Genomic DNA, 18,385 nt, shown 5'->3' with positions numbered 1-18,385 from the left:
GCAATAAAAATGACCCTGAAATCCGTCATATTTTTATATTTATCACTTGTAACCGATTACATATTGTTTTATAATAGCTTCATCGAAACGTTTCTATAAACAAGAGTCATTTTGCAACACCATCTATCAAAATAAAAAGTTGGAGGAGAACAAAGAATGAAGAAAAAATGGAGTTTGTTGTTGTTAACATTCGTAATCGTACTTGGCACGGCACTCGCAGGATGCGGAAACTCAGATGATGCAGCAGATACAAAGGTTCTAAACGTTTGGGCAATGGGAGATGAAGCCAAACAATTACCAACACTTGCAAAAGATTTCGAGAAAGATACAGGTATTAAAGTTAAAATTCAAGCAATTCCTTGGGCGAACGCGCACGATAAATTACTCACAGCCGTTGCTTCCAAATCAGGTCCCGATGTTATTCAAATGGGAACAACCTGGATGCCTGAATTCGTAGCCGCAGATGCCTTGGAAGACCTATCTTCCTATGTTGAAAAATACCCCGAACTAGATCCAAAAAACTTCTATGACGGTTCTATAAAAACAACGCAATTTAACGACAAAACATACGCAATTCCTTGGTACGCAGACACTCGCGTCCTATTCTATCGCACCGATGTGTTGAAAAAAGCTGGCTATGACCATGCACCAAAAACATGGGACGAACTATCAGAAGTAGCGCAAAAACTAGCAAAACGTGGTGACAATATGTACGGCATTAACATCGACGGCAAAGAACAAAGTCTCGGTTTCATGTTCGGTCGTCAAAACGATTCACCACTTTTCGACGATGCTAATAAACCTGTTTTCAATAAAAAGCCATTCGTTGACGCAGTTTCTTACTTAAATAGTTTTTTCCAAAACGGTTCTGCGCCTAAAGACGATCTTGGTCTTGATGTTTCTCAAACATTCGGTGGGGACGCCATGATTCCAATGTTCATCAGCGGACCTTGGATGGTTAAATCCGTGAAAGATACCGTGCAAGACATCGATGGCAAGTGGGCAACTGCTGTACTTCCTGCTAAAGATAATAACTTATCAAGCCTCGGAGGCGCAAACCTTACCATCTTCAAACATAGTAAAAATAAAGGTGACGCAGGGAAATTCCTGCAATATATGAGTAAACCAGAAACACAACTGAAATGGATGAAGCTGACGAATTCCTTGCCAACTGGTAAAGAAGCATGGAACGACCCAACATTAAAAGACGATCAGTTCTACAAAGTCTTCGGCGAACAAATGAATAACGCAGAACCAATGCCACTCATCCCAGAATTTGAAGAAATCGCCCAGTCTTACTTGAAAAACTTCGAACAAATTTACCGTGGCGGTGCGGATGTTCAAGATCAGATGAATACATTCAACGACGAAGTAAAAACGATTCTAAAACAATAACTGAGATTGGGGCAACGATGGCATAGCTGTCATTGCCCCAACTACATAGTCTAAGGAGGTTGAAACATTGCGTCGCTTTTTTGATCAACGAACACCGTATATATTCATTTCACCTGCATTATTATTACTTTTGCTATTTTCACTTTTCCCCATTGTGATTGCATTTGTCATTAGTTTCACCGATATTAACTTAGTTGGACTAGCTGACTGGTCAAAAATCAATTTTGTCGGCTTTGAGAACTATAAAAACGTATTAGCAGACCCTATATTTCTAAAATCGATAGGCAATACGCTATTTTACGTTATTATCGGTGTGCCGCTAGTTATTATTTGTTCGCTTGGAATCGCGCTTATGATTAATTTTAGCCAAGCGAAGATTTTCCAGTTTTTCCGATTGATATTTTATACACCTTCGATTACGAATGTCGTTGCGGTTGCTGTTGTTTGGAGCTATTTATACAATCCGCAATTCGGTCTGTTTAACTACCTGTTATCGCTACTTGACTTGCCGCCCGTTCCTTGGTTGCAAGACCCAACAATTGCGAAACTGTCCTTGATTTTGCTTGCTTTATGGCGCGCGATTGGGGTTAATATGATTATTTTCCTAGCAGCGCTTCAAGGTATTCCCCGTGAATATTACGAAGCCGCTCAACTCGATGGCGCGAATCGTTGGAAGCAGCTGACGAATGTGACCGTACCTCTGCTTCGTTTTGCGATTTTCTTTGTAACAGTTACAACGATGATTGGCTGGTTACAATTCTTCGAAGAACCGTTTGTCATGACGCAGGGTGGCCCACTTGATAGCACAACTTCGGTCGCACTTTTCATCTATCGAAACGGTTTTCAACTTAGCAAGTTCGGTTACGCCGCTGCCGGCTCGTTTATCCTGTTCATCGCGATTATCATTATCACCATTATTCAGTTTAAAATTCAAAATCGTCACGACGATACCCAAATGTAGGAGGAGTGAAAAATATGAACCAATATGCAAACAAATCGCGTGGCGCAAAATGGCTTGTCGGCATCATCTTGGCAGTCGGCGGATTCTTCATGATTCTACCGTTCATCTGGATGGTCCTCTCCTCTGTCAAAACGGATGCTGAAATCTTGCAAATCCCGCCAACTATCTGGCCCGAAACGTTTACCTGGGATAACTTTAAAAACCTATTTATAGAAATGAATTTCGGTGTATATTTACGCAATACGTTAGTCATCGTGTTATTCTCTTTTATCGGTTTATTCCTAAACGCTATGGCCGGTTATGGCTTCGCTAAATTTCGGTTTCGTGGGAAGAATCAATTATTTTATTTAGTACTAGCTACGATGATGATTCCTGGGCAAGTGACAATGATTCCGGTCTATTTAATTCTGAACATGTTCCACTTAACAAACACGATGACAGGTATTATTTTGCCAGGCCTCGTTGGCGCATTCGGGATTTTCTTATTCCGCCAGTTCATGTCAACCATTCCGGATGAATTAATGGAAGCCGCAAGACTCGATGGCGCCAGTGAATTCTTCATTTTTTGGAAAATCATTTTACCAATTTCGCGCCCCGTTCTGGCAGTTCAAGGTATTCTGACATTCATCGCTGGTTGGAACTCCTTCTTATGGCCACTGATTATTGCGAACGACGAGAAATACTATACGCTATCGGTCGGGCTTTCCTTATTGAAAGGCCAGTATGCGAGCAACTACGCGCTACAAATGGCTGGTTCCACATTTATGGTCATCCCGATTATACTAATTTTCATGATGTTCCAGAAATATATTTTGAAAGGCTTCAATGTTTCCGGGTTGAAATAACTAAAAAAGAGATGAGATTGGCGTACCATGTAGGTTCATGCCAGTCTCATCTCTTTCGTTTCAAAATCTTGATTTGTTCTTTATAAGTAGTTGCTGGTTTATCTATTTTTAGCATCAGGCACTCTCCCCTATAAAAAAACGACCCCGCCTGTTCCACATCATAAATTCCGGAGAATTTATGAGAGGTGTGCGGAGTTTTATTAGGTATATTGTAACACAGATTATTTGGTTTGTACACCCTCAAATAGATAATAAATTACATTAATAACTTCTGTCCAAAATATTCACCAACTTGCAAACCACCTTGACACGCGAACAGTGCATTGCCGATTGGGACGGTGTACTCGTTTAGCTTATCCATTTTACCCATAACACGCAACATTGGTAAGTATTGCGTTTCGGGATTTTGAGTGAAGCAGATGAATAGGAGGCCAGCTTCTAGACGGCCTGTTTTGGCATCAACGCCTGACGTGTAGGAATACGCGCGACGGTGCATTTGTTGTTTTGTATCCTTGGCGAGACGGACATGGGCATCGGTTGGCATTTTGGCAGGATTCACTTTATCGAATTCTTTCTTTTTGCCATACGGTGCGCCTGTTTTTTTATGTCTGCCGAATGTATCTTCTTGGTCCATCAATGACGAGCGGTCCCAAACTTCGAGTAACATTTGGATTTTGCGGTAGCCAAGATAGGAGCCGTTTTTCATCCAAGTTGGTTCATCGGTCGCACTCCAAACAACGTCTGCAAAACCTTGCTTGGAGGCGTGATCTGTGTTTGCTGTACCATCTTTAAAACCAAACAGATTCCGCGGTGTTTCGCCATCTGCCGAACGAATGAAACCTTCCTCGAGCCAACGAACCGCGGCAGTTCCAGTAGCCAGACGGATAAAATTACGAATCCCGTGAAAAGCGACTTGCTGATCGTCTGCGCAAACTTGCAAGCAAATATCGCCATCACAATACGCTGCGTTTAAACTGTCATGCGCCATGTGTGGCACTGCTACAAGATGTCGCGGCATCTTCGCTTTGACGCCAAACCGGTCTTTGCCATTTTTCTCAAAAAAGCTTGCGCCGTAACCAATCGTTACCGTCAAATTACCCGTGCCAAGCCCTTCTGCTTCACCCGTATCGTTCGGCGGCAACATGTCATTATCCGCATCCGCTAGCGCACCACCGCTCGTAGTCAAGTCCGCAAATCGCGTCCACGTCTTAAAAAGCGCAATCACATCCGTCTTACTCTCCGTCTCCAAATCAAAACTCGCCAAATAGCAATACGTTTGTTGCTCCGTAATGATTCCCGCCTGCGTCTTCCCATAAAACGGCACACCATCATCAGCTTGCGCCGTATCTTTGTCCAGCGCCTTATCCACCTGGTCCACCACGCTCAAAATACTGCCAAGACCAGTAGCGCCAATCGCGATTCCCGTCCCAGCCACAGCCGATAACTTCAACATTTCCCGTCGCGTCATCCCGTCCTTTTTCAGCGGTTCCGTCTGACCTTCCTTTTTATCCCTCATCTGCCTTTTCAGCTCCGTTTATTAAAAGATTTTCCCCGTCTGTGCCATCAATTCCGACAAATGACTCAACTGATTACTAATCTCGCGAATTTGCTCCGGCGTCAACTTATCATACGACACATAATTCCCGTCCGTATTATACTTCTCCAGCGTGTCTTCCATTTTCACAAAAGCATCATCAATTTGTTGCGTCAAATCCTTATCATTCGCATTCAGCGCCGGAATAATCGCTTGGTAAACCACTTTCGACCCTTCCACATTCGCCGCCAAATCCACTAAATCCGTATGCGAATACGCTTCCTCTTCTCCAGTAATCTTCGTTGTCGCCGCCTCATTCAAAAGCTCCATCGCACCAGCCACCATCGGCTTAGGCTCCAATTTCAACTTCCCAACTTCCGCTTGCAATGCCAAACTATCCGTCACCAACTGATCTGCATATTTATCCATCCCAGCTAGCAAATTATCTTGCCATAATGCCTTTTCAATACGGTGGAAACCAGTCCATTCCGTCTGATCATCCACATCATTAATCCGCGCATCAAGCTTCGGATCTAAATCGCCAAAACTCTCCGCAATCGGTTCAATACGCTCATAATAAACGCGTGCCTTCGAATAATATTCCTTCGCTTTTGCCGTATCGCCTGCCTTCACAGCATCCGCGAAAATCTTCGTATCCCCAACAAATGCAGCCGTCTGTTCCACTACATATTTTGAATAATTATCCACTGCCTTATCCAAAACTTCTGACGTCTTCGCTTTCGTTTCCTTCGCGCTCGCTACTGCCTCAAGTGACGTTTTCAAACTAGCTGCATTCGTTGCTAGTTCCGCATAGTCCAGCTTATCACGCTTAGACATATAGAAAATCGGCGTCTCATATTTCTCCACATCCGTGTACAATAACGGGTACAAATCACGCACATTGTTCTCAAAAGCCAACCAATGTTTATGCATTGCCGCAGCACTATTTTTTACATCTGCATCATTTTTCGCAGCAATATCTTTTTCCACCGTAGCCAACTCGTCTTGCATTTGCTTCACATCTTTTTTCACCGCAGTCGCTTGTTTGCTATCCGTTTGTTCCTTTTTCGCGTCCGCCTTCGTGTCACTCGCTCCATCATTCGAATTACAAGCCGCAAGTACCAACACCGCAGCCAATACCGACATACATAACATACCTATTTTTCTCATCCGTTTACTCCCTTATCGACTAACTGTTTCATAGCCCGTTTTTTTAAAGCAGATCTTACTAAAATAACAACCGCCACCAGTACAAAAATAAGCTGTGGCAACAAACTGTACCACGATGGGTAAATGCTAAGCGCTGGAATCGATGGCAAATAATCCTGCACAGTCGCTGGAATCACGCCTGCCAGTTGCAAACTATGAATCCCCGACCCCATAAATTTAAAACAAAGATAAAACACGATAGCACTAGAAATCATGAAAAATGGCTTCAGCGGCAAATGCACACTAAATTTCAGCATCACGACAGCAATAATACAAAGCACGCCGAGTCCCACAAGAATTCCCGTAATCAGTTCCGCCGTGGACATCCGCCCGACCATCCCAATCAAGAAAATTACCGTCTCCAAGCCTTCTCGCATAATCGCCAAAAATGCCAACACAGCAAACGAAATCATTTTTCCGTTCGAAATGGCTTGGTCGCTCTTTGTTGCCATGTAGTTATTCCATTTTGCCATATCTGAATTGCTATGTAGCCAATAACTCACATAGAGCATCATCAAGCTCGCAATCACGCCAGTCCAGCCATTTATCAACGTATTATTCTTCCCAAAAGCAAGCGTCGAAAGCCAAACTGCTACAATTAAGCCCAGAACAAGACTCACCATTAAACCAGCCGCCGTCCCGCCAACAATCCACTTCCGCGCATTCGGAGTTTTAGCACGCTTCGCAAATGTTAGTAAAGTCGCCACAATCAAAAGCGCCTCCAAACCTTCACGAAACGGAATTAGCGCCGCATCAAACCAAGTATATGTAACATTCGCAAACGGTTTTAGCGTATCCTCCATGCCATCAAGCACATCCGCAGTTCGCTCTTGCTTTGTCGGATCTTGCACATAAGCCGCCAATAGCATTAAATCGCGCTCCATATTGTCATACGCAACTTGGGACTGACTCACCACATCGCCTTCCACCGAAAGCCACTGTTTCTGCAAATCCTGCACTTGCTGATCCGCCGCGCCCCAATCTTTATTCTCCACGAGCTGCCGCGTTTCACCTAACTTCTTAATATAACTAGCAAGCGTAATTTTCGTGTTCCCGTCATTATCCGTGTACGTTCCATCCCGATAATCCCGCAACAACCCTTGAAAAACTTGCAAACCATCCGTCGCCGTTTTCGCCTCACCATTCAAAATGCCAAGTGACACGACCGCCACCTGCCGATCCATCTGCTGCGCCAAATCATACGACTTCCCTTTCACATCCTGCTTATTGCGCGTCCACCACAATTTCCCGCCCTGAAAAGCCACTCTCGCCTGGTCAAAATCCGCCTTATCAAGCGCAACCATCGTCGGCTTCACTGCCTTCTCAGCTTCCGAAATATCCGGTTTCTCCGCCGCCATCACGCCCTTTGGAAAAAGCACTATGACAAAAATCAACAGCAACAAGCTCCTCCAAATTCGCCCTTTCAAAACACCATCCCTTTCACAATTGAAAATGATTATCATTATCATATATCTACACATCCAAAAAGTCAATCCAAAATAGAAAACCGTTGACAATTTTTGAAATCAGACGTACAATCAATTGATAATGAGAATCATTCCTAATTAATCAAAAGGAGGTACATAAAAATGGCACTAGGACCTGCAAGTATCGTACTCATCGTCGGCGCTGCCCTTGTTATTTTCGGACCAAAAAAATTACCAGAACTCGGACGAGCAGCTGGCGACACATTGCGCGAATTTAAAAACGCCACAAAAGGCATGATGGATGACACGAAAGAACAACCTGCCGAACCAGTAAAAGAAGACAAGGAAATCACTAAATGACGGACCGTTCCATGCCACTCACGAAGCATTTGCAAGAATTACGCGCAAGGCTTATTTTCGTTTTCATCGCCTTTTTTGTAAGCTTTATTATTGGTATGCTTGTCGCTAAGCCTCTTATTTTATTTTTACAAACGGATGAAATGCCCGTTACAATTACAATGAACGTTTTTAAAGTCACCGATGCTTTCTCGATTTACATGCAGTTCGCATTCGTTATCGCCCTCGTTCTCATCGCCCCATTTGCACTTTATCAACTCTGGGCCTTTGTCAAACCAGGGCTTTATCGCAACGAACAACAAGCGACATTGCGTTACATACCAATCATTTGCGTACTATTTCTAATCGGTGTCGCCTTCTCGTATTTCGTTGTTTTCCCGTTCGTCCTAACGTTCATGCTCCAATTCGGCGAACAACTAGGCGTTCAAAACACGATTGGCCTAACAACCTACTTCCAGTTCATGCTTCAAACGATACTACCATTCGGCGCGTTATTCCAAATGCCACTACTCGTCGCATTCCTAACCCGCCTAGGCCTCATCAACCCAGACATCATGCGCTGTTTTCGTAAATATGCCTACTTCATCTTGCTCGTCATCGCAGGCCTCATCACACCGCCAGAACTACTCTCCCACCTGCTCGTGACACTCCCACTCATCCTGCTTTACGAATTCAGCATTATCATCTCAAGCCTCACCTACCGCAAATTAAACGCAAAAATCTCCTGAACCAGCGTCATACAACCACTGCTCAGGAGATTTTTTATTTGTCCTCTGCTTTGCGTCGATACCAAAAATAAAACATCGAAAGCGGCCACCAAAGCACCGCGAAAATCGGAAAAATACACCATAATACGTCCGGCGAATACATTACATTCACCACGATAAACAAAATAATGAGCAACGCCGAACCCCAAATCGAAAACCCTAAATTCACTTTCGCCAAGGCCCGTCGTTTTTTCGTATTCGGTTTTGCCACTTCTAATTCAGCAATGATTTCATCCATATCACCAAACTCGATAATCGCTTTGTTCACCGCATCCTCCTCGGATTTACCTTCCTCCATCAAGTCTGCTACTTTTTCCTCTAAATTATACGTAATTTCTTCTTTGACTTGCGCCGCCTGCTCGCTTTCCGGAACATTTTCAAATAGCTTTTCTATAAATTCTGTTATTCTGCCCACTAATCAATCTCCTCCAAAAAAATGTTCATAATTTCTTTTATCTCTCGCCATTCCCGTGCCATCTCGCTTAAATAAGCCCGGCCAAGACTTGTAATCATATAATACTTGCGCTTCCCACCATGAGATCTTTCCCCAAAATAAGACTCAATCAGCGTCTTCTTCTCCAACCGCTGAAAAACCGCGTAAAGCGTTGCCTCTTTAATTTGAAACCGGTCACCCGTTCGTTCACTTATTTGCTTCGAGATTTCATACCCATATGAATCCCCATCCGCCAAAATCCGCAAAATAATCGAGTCCACATGCCCTCTTAAAATATCGCTACGAATTAAAATCACCCCTCAAATTACTCTACCAGATAGAATTATTATCTCCATCTAACTTTACCATCAGAAACCAAGTCTGTCAAAGCTTTTTGCAAACCGTTTCCATTCATGATACGCTAACAACAAGGAGGCGTTCCAAATGAAACTACAAATCGACAAAACCAACTACACCATCGCAAAATTCCCACCAAATTTTCCAATGCCCGCATCACTACAAGGCGAATCCCAATTTACTAGCATCACCTACACACCCGAAGAATGCTCCATCGTGGCCCCGACAAACATCATCAACGCAGCGCAAGCAGAAGCCGCAGAGCCCGACTGGTTCTTACTCAAAATCGAAGGCATCCTCGACTTCTCACTTACAGGCATTTTAAACAAAATCACAACACCGCTCGCCGAAAAAGAAATCAGCATCTTCGCCATCTCGACTTACAATACAGACTACATACTGATGAAGCAATCTGATTTAGCATTGGCCACAGAAACACTAGTCACAGCAGGTTATGAAATCAGCTAAATACGCACGAAAAAACACGATTCCAAAATCAAGGAATCGTGTTTCTACTTGTATTATTGATTGGTGGATGATGCGGCAGTAAGTGTTACCGTTGTCGTTTCTTTCTTGCCTTCACGGTAATATTTCACTTCCATCTTATCGCCAATCTTCACATCATTAGCGTACAAGATTTGACGCAATGTCATTGAGTTTGTTACTTTTTTGCCGTTCATTTCAACGATAACGTCATACTCTTTCAAGCCAGCTTTGTCAGCCGCTGAGCCAGCAACAACTTGTTGCACCATCGCACCGTAATCAACGCCAGATGGCAATTTCAAGACTTGTTGTTGTTGCACTTCAGGAATCGTATCAACATCACGCAATGTTACGCCAAGTGAAGGACGTTCTACTTCACCATTTTTCTCAAGTTGATCGATAATCGGCACGACTGTATTACTTGGAATGGCAAAACCGATACCTTCTACGTTTTCCGTTGAGATTTTCATCGAGTTAATACCAATGACTTGACCTTCGATATTGACTAGCGCTCCGCCACTGTTACCAGGGTTAATTGCCGCATCGGTTTGAATAACTTCTGCTTCCCAGTCTTCTGTGCCGTCACCATTTGTATCTACAGGGACAGTACGGTTAACACCTGAAACGATACCTTGTGTTACCGAGCCAGCAAATTCTGTACCCAGTGGGCTACCAATCGCAATCGCAATTTCACCGACTTTAACAGCATCTGAATTACCAAATTCCGCTACTTTTGTTACGTATTTATCGCTAATCTCAAGGACAGCTAAGTCATTCCATTTGTCAGTTCCAACTAATTTCGCTTCGGCCTTTTTGCCGCTTGAGAATGTTACTTCTAATTTATTCGCGCCTTCAACGACGTGGTTATTCGTTACAACATATGCTTTGCCATTGCTCTTCTTATAAACAACACCTGAACCAGATGATGCTTCGTCTTCTGTCGTGTCACCAGTTGCGATAGATGTTCCCGCTTGGTAATTCAATACGCTGACAACCGCATCTTGTACTTTCTCAAGTGCCTGAGTTGTACCTGTTGTATTTTCGACAGTGACTTTCTTCGTTGTTCCTGTGTTGCTTGTTGTTGATGTGGCATCATTATTGTTATCATCGTGTAACGCGCCCCAAGAGAAGCCTAGCACGATTAACGCTCCGATGAGTACACCAAGAATTCCGGCTAAAAAGGCGCCCCATATTGTTTTCTTTTTGCCGTCTTTTTTCGGTGGTTCACCGCCACCACCATTGTTCCCGCTTAAATTGCCGCCGCCCGCACGCGTTGGAGGGACCGGTGGAACAGTGCCGTTATTACCACTCGCTTGTGTGGCTGGTCTTGCTGGTTCACTTGCTGCTTCATCAAAAAAGGCATGTGTTGAGCTCGCTTCCGCCTCTTCTTTTGTCGCAGTTGCAAAAGGTTCGCCTTCTGGAGTTACGCCTTCCGCCGAATGCACTGCTTCTACTGGTATATCTTTGGTGCTTGCGGTTTCAGGATTATGTACCGCCGCATCCCCATTTGGCTCTGATCGTGTGTAGGATTGTGATTCTGGTAATTTCTCAGGAGACGCCCCACTTGCCGGCTCCTTTGCTTGCGTTTCTAAATCTTTGTTTTTCTCATCCATACATAATTCATCCCTTTCCAATTGATAGACATTTCCATATAGTTATTCTATACCCTAATTATGAAAAAACCATGAAATTTTCTTAAATTTTCTGCTATAAAAGGCATTAAATTGAAAAAATCGGCGTTGGAATTTCGGGATCGGTGTCAAAAAGCTCAATTTGTTCGCCAACAATGATACCTTCGCCGGCTAATGTTTGGGAAACAGACATGCGCGCTAAATCCTTCATGTTGTTATCTTTACTTAAATGTCCCAAATAAATACGCTTCGTTGCATCGCCAATTACTTCGCTCATCGCAATTCCTGCGTCTTCATTTGAAACGTGACCTTCATCGCCCAAAATACGGCGCTTTACATTCCACGGATAGCGTCCCATACGAAGCATACCGACATCGTGGTTACTTTCAAAAAGATACGCATCTGCATTGGCAATATGCCCTTTCATACGATCACTGACGTATCCTGTATCGGTAATCATGACAAACTTCTTTTTCCCACTGTGGAATATATAAAACATCGGTTCAGCAGCATCATGGGATACACCAAATGATTCTACTTGCAAACTACCGAATGATTTCACCGTCTCCATATCGAATTGGAATTTTTGCGCACTATTAATTTCGCCGATGGAAGGTTCCATTGCAGCCCACGTCTTGGCATTCGCATAAATCGGCACTTCATAACGACGCGCCAGCACACCAAGTCCTTTAATATGATCGACATGTTCATGCGTCACTAAAATCGCGTCAACATCCGTCATACTACGCCCGACTTCACCAAATAAATTCTCAATTTTCTTTCCGCTTAAACCACAATCGACTAAAATCGTCTGATTCGCCGTTTCAATAAGCGTCGCATTACCCGAGCTTCCACTCGCTAATATACTAAAACGAAGCTCATCCGTCTGGCTCGCAGTCTTTACTTCCTTTGCAAACATCTTTTGCGCCTCCTTAAAAATTCCATAATCCCATTGTACAACTAAAAATTCACAAATGCACGAAAAAAGGAGCAGTCTTGCCGGCTCGACAAAACCCTCCCTTTCTCTTATTTCGCTTCCTCCGAAGGCACAGCTTGCGTATCATTCGTATTAATAACCGATCCTTCCAGACCGTTTACAAGGAAATACGTCGTTTGCTTCTCATGCTCCACTTCAAAAGCCCAAACTGGCAAATAAACATCCGAACTAGGCAAACTTACTAAATTATAATAGCCTAATGTCGTATTGATGATTTTACTATTTTGCTTTAAATCCCCATGCTGATGCAACACTTCAAGCGCGTCCGTACCAGAAATAACATCATCCTGCTTATCGAACACTTGCGTATCGCCCAACATCGTCTGCATATAAGACACAACCTCATTATCTTTATTCAATGTAAAAACAATTTGCCCATCCGTATTAAACAACACAGGACGCGAATCAATTTTTTGGTTGAATGTCATTTGCATTTTATCTTTATCGTAACTCCAGTACGTATATTTATCCCCTTTAAACACATCGCTCTTCAAAAACGGCGCCAAATCCGCACCATACTTATCCGGATCAATCTTCACTGGCTTTTGCAAAAACGAGAAAATACGCTGATTTGCATTTTGCAACGTGATTTTCTGTCCCTTCAAATTGTTAATGTCTTTTTGCGTAAAGGCAAGCGGTTCTGTCGATAAATACGAGCCTTTTTCTGCGTCTGACGGAATTTTGCCATACGTAATGTTCTCTGATTTCAGCTTCTCTTCCAACGTCTGGCTAACGAGTGGTGTCGGCGACGAGGCCATGCGCGAATCAATGAACAACACCAACAGGAAAATATCCAAAATCAAAAACGCGATAATAAAAATTGTCTCGGTCTTTTTCCAATCCATTACGATTCGCCTCCCTTCACAGGAGTCCACGTGCCATTGTATTTATAGAACCATGCTGGCATCAGCTCAATAATGCGGTTATTATAACTCGTATTGCTTTGCTCATAACGCATCACGTAACCCGGAATAATCATCTGAATATCGTCTGCGTCCACCGTCTTAATCAAATCTCTGTACACACTCGCCGAACTAGGTAGCGTCACTTCTTTGGATTCCGTCGTAATTTGCGCTCCTAACTTAAAGAACGGGCGCTGATACTTATACACGCTCTCCGTCCCTTCCGAAACAAGAATCTGCGCCATGCCATCACTATTAAACACAGGCAACCCTTGCACAAACAACGAAAACGCCGTGGTCGAACTATCCGCGGAATACCCCGAATAATAATAATTCCCCGTCCAACCCCAATGATCATTAATAAAATTAAAACTAGATTGAATTTGTTCCGACTTCATCGAGCTGCTGAGTTGCGACGTATCCCTGCGTTCTTGCGCCGGGTCCACATACGTGAGCACTTTCTCCTCAGGATTCACCGTCATCGAACTCGAACCATTCGTAAAGGAATTATCCTGCCCCTTCACTTTGTTTCCATCACCAAACAACGCATTTTTGAACAAACCGATATCAATCGTTTCAATCACATACTGCTGCTGCTTCAATTTCACCGGTTTATCACTCAAGAAAAGATACTGCTTATTCTTGAAAATCGTGTCCATCTCGGCAAGCTCAGACTTCTGCTCTTTCATAATATTCTTCAAAACATCTACTTGTTCTTGCTGAATCGACCCTTGATAAATCTGCTCATTCGAATCATTTCCGAAATAAACCGAGAACAACCCATTCTCCGACTTATTCAAATTAAATGTAATCCGATTAAACGAATTCAAATCAAAATTATCACCCTTCAAAGGAAACACTTGGCTGTAAACCGAAAGCGGCACGGCGTTCGGGAATACGAGTTCGATAGAATTATCTTGATGCACCATCCCTTGATAACTCGCATTCATTTTATCCGTCCGAATCAATTCCGAAAAATCAAATGTCGTTCCAGCCTTCACTAAAGCATTAATCATCGCCAAATTTTGCGTCGTATAATGCTTTTCCGCCTGATTATAATACACAACCGTTGGCCTAAACACTTGCTCTGGCTGGCGCAGTTTTGCAATCTGTTCTTTTTTCACAGTCTCGTTATCAATCACTTCATAATCGGGCTGTACTTTCCAGAGGCTGTAGCTTAAGAAGACACTAATAACTACAAGGACGGTCAAAATAATACCTCTTATACTTGTCCCCTTCATTCCCAATCATCCTCCGGTAAATCATTGTACGGTAGTGTAAACGAGATGGTTGTTCCTTTGCCACGATTACGCTCGGCCCAAATTTCGCCACCGTGCGCCTTAATCACGTCACGTGCAATCGCTAAACCAAGACCCGTTCCGCCCATTTCACGCGATCTCGCTTTATCCACCCGGAAGAATCGATCAAATACTTTCGTCAAATCCTCCTCAGGAATTCCCATACCTTCATCACTAATACTTACTTCAATTTCATCCTCACGTTTGCGTAAATAGAACGTAATCCGTCCACCATCTGGTGAATATTTATTCGCATTCGAGATAATGTTATCCATCACTTGCATAATCTTATCTTCATCAATTTCAATAATCACCGGTTCACGCGTGAAATGCCGTTTAAACGTAATCCCGTCTTTCTTCATCATCTCAAATCGATCAATAATATGATTAAAGAAGTCATTAAAATTCACAAAATTCTTCTCCAAATTCGTGCGACCACTATCCATGCGTGACAGTTTCAAAAGATCATTCACAAGCCGAATCATACGCTCCGTCTCACTCTGCGTTACTTCTAAGAACCGCGGCGCAATTTCTTCATCACGCCAAGCACCATCACTTAGCGCCTCCAAATAACTGTGCATACTTGTAAGCGGCGTCCGCAATTCATGTGACACGTTCGATACAAAGTCACGGCGTTCTTGATCTACTTTTTCCTGATCGGTAATATCATGTAAAACGGCAATAATCCCGTTCACAAAACCAGTTTCGCGTTGGATGACCGACAAGTTCGCCCGCAACACATACGGTTCTTCAAACGTACTGCGATCCATTGTTAGCGGCTCATCAAGCTCCATCAAATCATCAAAAGAATACTCGTCCGCAACGTCTAGCACATCAATAATCGGCTTCCCGTTCGCACTCTCATGCGGCACTTTCAGCATCTTCTCCGCAGGCGTATTAATCAAAATAACCTTCCCACGTCGATCCGTCGCAATCACGCCATCCGTCATGTAAGAAAGTACCGACGACAACTTACGCCGTTCCCCTTCCGTCATGGCTTGGGCCTCCTGCACTCGTTTCGTGAGCGCATTAAACGATTCCGCGAGCTGCCCAATTTCATCCATCCCGTAAACTTTTACTTTTCGCGTATAATTCCCGCGTGCCATTGCAAAAGCTTGCCGTTTCATGTCCGTAATTGGTTTGGTAATCGTTCGCGACAGCAGTATACCAAGAATCGCCGTAATCACCATCGCAAGCAAAGTCCCGGTAATAAAGATACTCGTTATACTGTCCACTTGCTCATACACCGACTCAATATCGGTAGCCAAATAGATGGCGCCAATAACCTCTCCTTTTGAAGTAATCGGAGAAACGTCCACCCAAATTTGCCGTTTTGGATTTTTCCCCATGAAGATTTTATTTTCGCCATTGCCGCTATTTATCGTATTTTTTATCATCTTGTTCGTCGAGACTTGTCCAACGATACCTTGATTATCCACATCCGACGTACCAATGATTTTCATCTTGTTATCCACCACGAGGACTTCTTCAAAATCATTGCTACCACGAACGAAGTCGAGCAACATACTCTGGATATTGCTCTCAAGCTTCGTCTGGTCATCATTCGTATACTTCAACATTTCCTCACGAACATTATATTCCAACAAATTCACACTATTTGTAATTGCTGTCTTAAAGTTCTTCTCCAACTGGTCCTGCAATTCCCGCACAAAATAAGCGCCGATGACTTGCATCGCTACTAAAATAAGCAATAAATAAATCATGACAAACCGAAATTGAACCGATTGAAAAAACTTCATTCTCCGCATAATCTTCTTCTACTCCTGTTCAGGGTTACGCAAATAATAGCCTACTCCCCGTCGTGTCACAAGCCATGCTGGATGACTTGGATTGTCTTCAATCTTCTCACGTAAACGGCGAACCGTCACATCGACCGTACGCACATCACCAAAATAATCATAGCCCCAAACCGTTTGCAATAAATGCTCACGCGTCATCACTTGGCCCATATGCTTCGCTAGGTAATGTAGCAACTCAAACTCACGATGCGTTAATTCAATCGTCTCACCACGTTTAGAAGCCACGTATGCGTCCGGATGAATAATTAGCGAGCCGATTTCTAGTTCACTATTTTCTTCTTCCTCCGCAGCTGTGCTTCCCGTCGTACTATGGCGACGCAAATTAGCTTTCACACGCGCAATCAATTCACGATTACTAAACGGTTTCGTCACATAATCATCCGCACCCAATTCCAAACCGAGCACTTTGTCGATTTCCGAATCTTTCGCAGTAACCATAATAATCGGCATATCATATTTCTTACGGACTTCACGACATACTTCAATACCATCGCGTCCTGGCAACATAATATCCAGCAAAATCAAATCCGGCTGAATCTCTTCAACCAACTCAATCGCCTCGTCACCGTCGTACGCGCAATATACATCAAAGCCCTCTTTATTCAAATTAAATTTCACAATATCTGCTATCGGTTTCTCATCGTCTACAACTAATATTTTTTTCTCCGCCATCTCATCCAGTCCTCCCATTTAAAAATCGCGTATTTGCGATGCTCACATATTTTATTTAGAGAAATAACCCGTACGTTGTTACTGAAAAATGCTTATCTTATGAGATATTTAAATGCTTTATTTCTCACATAAGCGCTTTATTGATTGATAGAGCGCCATATTCCCCATTATACCATACATTTTGATGATAGGAAAAGTTCCAGTCCAAACAAATAACACAGGCGCGAAAAAGGCGTCTGTGTTATTTGTTCCCTATTATTAATCAAACAATGGGCTGACAGATTCATTCTTGTGTACGCGAACGATTGCTTCGCCAAGTAACGGTCCTACAGATAATTGCTCAATTTTGTCGATCCATTTATCTTCTGGTAATACAAGTGAGTTCGTAACGATTAGTTTCTCGATTGGAGAATTGTTGATGCGCTCAATTGCCGGTCCGGAAAGAACGGGATGTGAACAACATGCATACACCTTTGTTGCTCCACTTTCAATTAAAGCATTAGCAGCAAGCGTTATTGTTCCTGCCGTATCAATAATATCGTCAATCAAAATAGCCACTTTACCATCTACATTACCAACGATATTCATTACTTCCGCCACATTTGGACGTGGGCGACGTTTATCAATAATAGCGATTGGTGCTTTCAAACGATCCGCCATTTTACGCGCTCTAGTTACACCACCGTGATCAGGAGATACAACAACTAAATCCTCATCAATATGGTGTGAGCTAAAGTAGTTAGACAACAAGCGAACAGCATTCAAGTGATCGATTGGAATATCGAAAAATCCTTGAATTTGCGGCGCATGAAGATCAAGCGTAATCATGCGTGTAGCGCCAGCTTTTTCAATCAAGTTTGCTACTAATTTCGCAGTGATTGGCTCACGGCTACGCGCTTTACGATCTTGACGTGCATAACCATAATACGGCATCACAATGTTAATCGTTTTTGCTGAAGCTCTCTTAAGTGCATCAATCATGATCAAAAGTTCCATCAGATTTTGGTTAACAGGAAAACCAGTGGACTGTACAACATACACGTGACAACCACGGATACTTTCTTCAATATTAATCTGAATTTCACCATCACTAAAATGGGTCACACTGGACTTCCCTAATGAAATCCCCGCCACTTCAGCAACCTCAGCCGCTAAAGCTTTGTTAGAATTTAAAGAGAAAATTTTCAACTTTGGATCAAAATAATCGTTAGACATAATCAGCCTCCACATAGATTTTATATAATTTTTTTAATTACCAAGATGTTAGTTGGTGGGGACTTCGAGTGAAATCCCCAAT

18 protein-coding genes are annotated in these 18,385 nt (G+C 43.0%); 6 read left to right on the top strand and 12 right to left on the bottom strand.

Annotation, left to right across the window (positions count from 1 at the left end):
* Positions 1-156: 156 nt before the first annotated feature.
* From EP57_RS16070 to EP57_RS16060, 3 genes are all read left to right on the top strand, one after another.
* Complete coding sequence (locus EP57_RS16070; protein WP_036088396.1) at positions 157-1,395, top strand: sugar ABC transporter substrate-binding protein; 1,239 nt, start codon at positions 157-159, stop codon at positions 1,393-1,395.
* A 67-nt stretch (positions 1,396-1,462) separates the two neighbouring features.
* On the top strand, positions 1,463-2,356 hold the full coding sequence (locus EP57_RS16065; protein ID WP_036088395.1) for a carbohydrate ABC transporter permease: 894 nt from the start codon (positions 1,463-1,465) through the stop codon (positions 2,354-2,356).
* 14 nt (positions 2,357-2,370) lie between these two features.
* Complete coding sequence (locus EP57_RS16060; protein WP_036088394.1) at positions 2,371-3,201, top strand: carbohydrate ABC transporter permease; 831 nt, start codon at positions 2,371-2,373, stop codon at positions 3,199-3,201.
* 256 nt (positions 3,202-3,457) lie between these two features.
* On the opposite strand, the gene efeB is transcribed toward EP57_RS16060, so the two are convergent.
* From efeB to EP57_RS16045, 3 genes are read right to left on the bottom strand one after another with little or no spacing between them, the layout of a single operon-like run.
* On the bottom strand, positions 3,458-4,717 hold the full coding sequence (efeB, locus tag EP57_RS16055; RefSeq protein ID WP_036088392.1) for an iron uptake transporter deferrochelatase/peroxidase subunit: 1,260 nt from the start codon (positions 4,715-4,717) through the stop codon (positions 3,458-3,460).
* A gap of 21 nt (positions 4,718-4,738) precedes the next feature.
* The gene (efeO, locus tag EP57_RS16050; RefSeq protein ID WP_036088390.1) at positions 4,739-5,905 is read right to left on the bottom strand and encodes an iron uptake system protein EfeO; all 1,167 of its coding nucleotides are present in this window, start codon (positions 5,903-5,905) and stop codon (positions 4,739-4,741) included.
* Positions 5,902-7,407, bottom strand: coding sequence for an FTR1 family iron permease (locus tag EP57_RS16045; RefSeq protein ID WP_052167734.1), 1,506 nt, complete (start codon positions 7,405-7,407; stop codon positions 5,902-5,904). Before EP57_RS16045 ends, efeO begins: the two co-directional genes overlap by 4 nt.
* Before the next feature lie 126 nt (positions 7,408-7,533).
* Between EP57_RS16045 and EP57_RS16040 the strand changes: the two genes are divergently transcribed.
* Complete coding sequence (locus tag EP57_RS16040) at positions 7,534-7,731, top strand: twin-arginine translocase TatA/TatE family subunit (protein WP_036088389.1); 198 nt, start codon at positions 7,534-7,536, stop codon at positions 7,729-7,731.
* On the top strand, positions 7,728-8,456 hold the full coding sequence (gene tatC / locus EP57_RS16035; RefSeq protein WP_036088388.1) for a twin-arginine translocase subunit TatC: 729 nt from the start codon (positions 7,728-7,730) through the stop codon (positions 8,454-8,456). Before EP57_RS16040 ends, tatC begins: the two co-directional genes overlap by 4 nt.
* Before the next feature lie 34 nt (positions 8,457-8,490).
* Here tatC and EP57_RS16030 read toward each other — a convergent pair whose 3' ends face one another.
* Complete coding sequence (locus tag EP57_RS16030) at positions 8,491-8,910, bottom strand: permease prefix domain 1-containing protein (protein WP_036088387.1); 420 nt, start codon at positions 8,908-8,910, stop codon at positions 8,491-8,493.
* Complete coding sequence (locus EP57_RS16025) at positions 8,910-9,245, bottom strand: PadR family transcriptional regulator (RefSeq protein ID WP_230910748.1); 336 nt, start codon at positions 9,243-9,245, stop codon at positions 8,910-8,912. Before EP57_RS16025 ends, EP57_RS16030 begins: the two co-directional genes overlap by 1 nt.
* Before the next feature lie 127 nt (positions 9,246-9,372).
* On the opposite strand from EP57_RS16025, the gene EP57_RS16020 reads away from it, so the two are divergent.
* A complete protein-coding gene (locus tag EP57_RS16020; RefSeq protein WP_036088385.1) occupies positions 9,373-9,753 on the top strand; it encodes an ACT domain-containing protein in 381 nt (126 codons plus the stop codon).
* Positions 9,754-9,806: 53 nt separating this feature from the next.
* On the opposite strand, the gene EP57_RS16015 is transcribed toward EP57_RS16020, so the two are convergent.
* From EP57_RS16015 to EP57_RS15985, 7 genes are all read right to left on the bottom strand, one after another.
* Positions 9,807-11,381 (bottom strand): S1C family serine protease, encoded by a 1,575-nt coding sequence (locus tag EP57_RS16015; protein WP_114982789.1) that lies wholly within the window; start codon positions 11,379-11,381, stop codon positions 9,807-9,809.
* A gap of 106 nt (positions 11,382-11,487) precedes the next feature.
* The gene (locus tag EP57_RS16010; protein ID WP_036088384.1) at positions 11,488-12,318 is read right to left on the bottom strand and encodes an MBL fold metallo-hydrolase; all 831 of its coding nucleotides are present in this window, start codon (positions 12,316-12,318) and stop codon (positions 11,488-11,490) included.
* Positions 12,319-12,425: 107 nt separating this feature from the next.
* On the bottom strand, positions 12,426-13,241 hold the full coding sequence (locus EP57_RS16005) for a two-component system regulatory protein YycI (protein WP_036088382.1): 816 nt from the start codon (positions 13,239-13,241) through the stop codon (positions 12,426-12,428).
* A complete protein-coding gene (locus tag EP57_RS16000) occupies positions 13,241-14,539 on the bottom strand; it encodes a YycH family regulatory protein (RefSeq protein WP_036088381.1) in 1,299 nt (432 codons plus the stop codon). Before EP57_RS16000 ends, EP57_RS16005 begins: the two co-directional genes overlap by 1 nt.
* Positions 14,536-16,365, bottom strand: a complete 1,830-nt coding sequence (walK, locus tag EP57_RS15995; protein ID WP_036088380.1) for a cell wall metabolism sensor histidine kinase WalK — start codon at positions 16,363-16,365, stop codon at positions 14,536-14,538. The genes EP57_RS16000 and walK overlap by 4 nt, the downstream gene beginning before the upstream one ends.
* Before the next feature lie 9 nt (positions 16,366-16,374).
* Positions 16,375-17,088: a response regulator YycF gene (gene yycF, locus EP57_RS15990; RefSeq protein WP_036088378.1), complete on the bottom strand. Its 714-nt coding sequence runs from the start codon at positions 17,086-17,088 to the stop codon at positions 16,375-16,377.
* A 258-nt stretch (positions 17,089-17,346) separates the two neighbouring features.
* Positions 17,347-18,303 carry a ribose-phosphate diphosphokinase gene (locus EP57_RS15985; RefSeq protein ID WP_036088377.1) on the bottom strand — a complete coding sequence of 319 codons (957 nt, stop codon included), beginning with the start codon at positions 18,301-18,303 and terminating at the stop codon, positions 17,347-17,349.
* Positions 18,304-18,385: the final 82 nt, after the last annotated feature.

Origin of the sequence: Listeria booriae (genome assembly GCF_000766865.1) — a bacterium.
GTDB classification, from domain to species: domain Bacteria; phylum Bacillota; class Bacilli; order Lactobacillales; family Listeriaceae; genus Listeria_A; species Listeria_A booriae.
The sequence above is the reverse complement of the archived record's forward strand: the minus strand, read 5'-3'. Positions and strand labels throughout refer to the sequence as shown.

What these genes read in the sequence shown, in the direction of transcription:
- efeO (WP_036088390.1), bottom strand. Translation starts at nt 5,905, where the DNA reads ATGAGAAAAATAGGTATGTTATGTATGTCGGTATTGGCTGCGGTGTTG.
- efeB (WP_036088392.1), bottom strand. Translation starts at nt 4,717, where the DNA reads ATGAGGGATAAAAAGGAAGGTCAGACGGAACCGCTGAAAAAGGACGGG.
- EP57_RS16045 (WP_052167734.1), bottom strand. Translation starts at nt 7,407, where the DNA reads ATGATAATCATTTTCAATTGTGAAAGGGATGGTGTTTTGAAAGGGCGA.
- EP57_RS16000 (WP_036088381.1), bottom strand. Translation starts at nt 14,539, where the DNA reads ATGAAGGGGACAAGTATAAGAGGTATTATTTTGACCGTCCTTGTAGTT.
- tatC (WP_036088388.1), top strand. Translation starts at nt 7,728, where the DNA reads ATGACGGACCGTTCCATGCCACTCACGAAGCATTTGCAAGAATTACGC.
- EP57_RS16070 (WP_036088396.1), top strand. Translation starts at nt 157, where the DNA reads ATGAAGAAAAAATGGAGTTTGTTGTTGTTAACATTCGTAATCGTACTT.
- EP57_RS16005 (WP_036088382.1), bottom strand. Translation starts at nt 13,241, where the DNA reads ATGGATTGGAAAAAGACCGAGACAATTTTTATTATCGCGTTTTTGATT.
- EP57_RS16010 (WP_036088384.1), bottom strand. Translation starts at nt 12,318, where the DNA reads ATGTTTGCAAAGGAAGTAAAGACTGCGAGCCAGACGGATGAGCTTCGT.
- yycF (WP_036088378.1), bottom strand. Translation starts at nt 17,088, where the DNA reads ATGGCGGAGAAAAAAATATTAGTTGTAGACGATGAGAAACCGATAGCA.
- EP57_RS15985 (WP_036088377.1), bottom strand. Translation starts at nt 18,303, where the DNA reads ATGTCTAACGATTATTTTGATCCAAAGTTGAAAATTTTCTCTTTAAAT.
- walK (WP_036088380.1), bottom strand. Translation starts at nt 16,365, where the DNA reads ATGCGGAGAATGAAGTTTTTTCAATCGGTTCAATTTCGGTTTGTCATG.
- EP57_RS16015 (WP_114982789.1), bottom strand. Translation starts at nt 11,381, where the DNA reads ATGGATGAGAAAAACAAAGATTTAGAAACGCAAGCAAAGGAGCCGGCA.
- EP57_RS16020 (WP_036088385.1), top strand. Translation starts at nt 9,373, where the DNA reads ATGAAACTACAAATCGACAAAACCAACTACACCATCGCAAAATTCCCA.
- EP57_RS16040 (WP_036088389.1), top strand. Translation starts at nt 7,534, where the DNA reads ATGGCACTAGGACCTGCAAGTATCGTACTCATCGTCGGCGCTGCCCTT.
- EP57_RS16060 (WP_036088394.1), top strand. Translation starts at nt 2,371, where the DNA reads ATGAACCAATATGCAAACAAATCGCGTGGCGCAAAATGGCTTGTCGGC.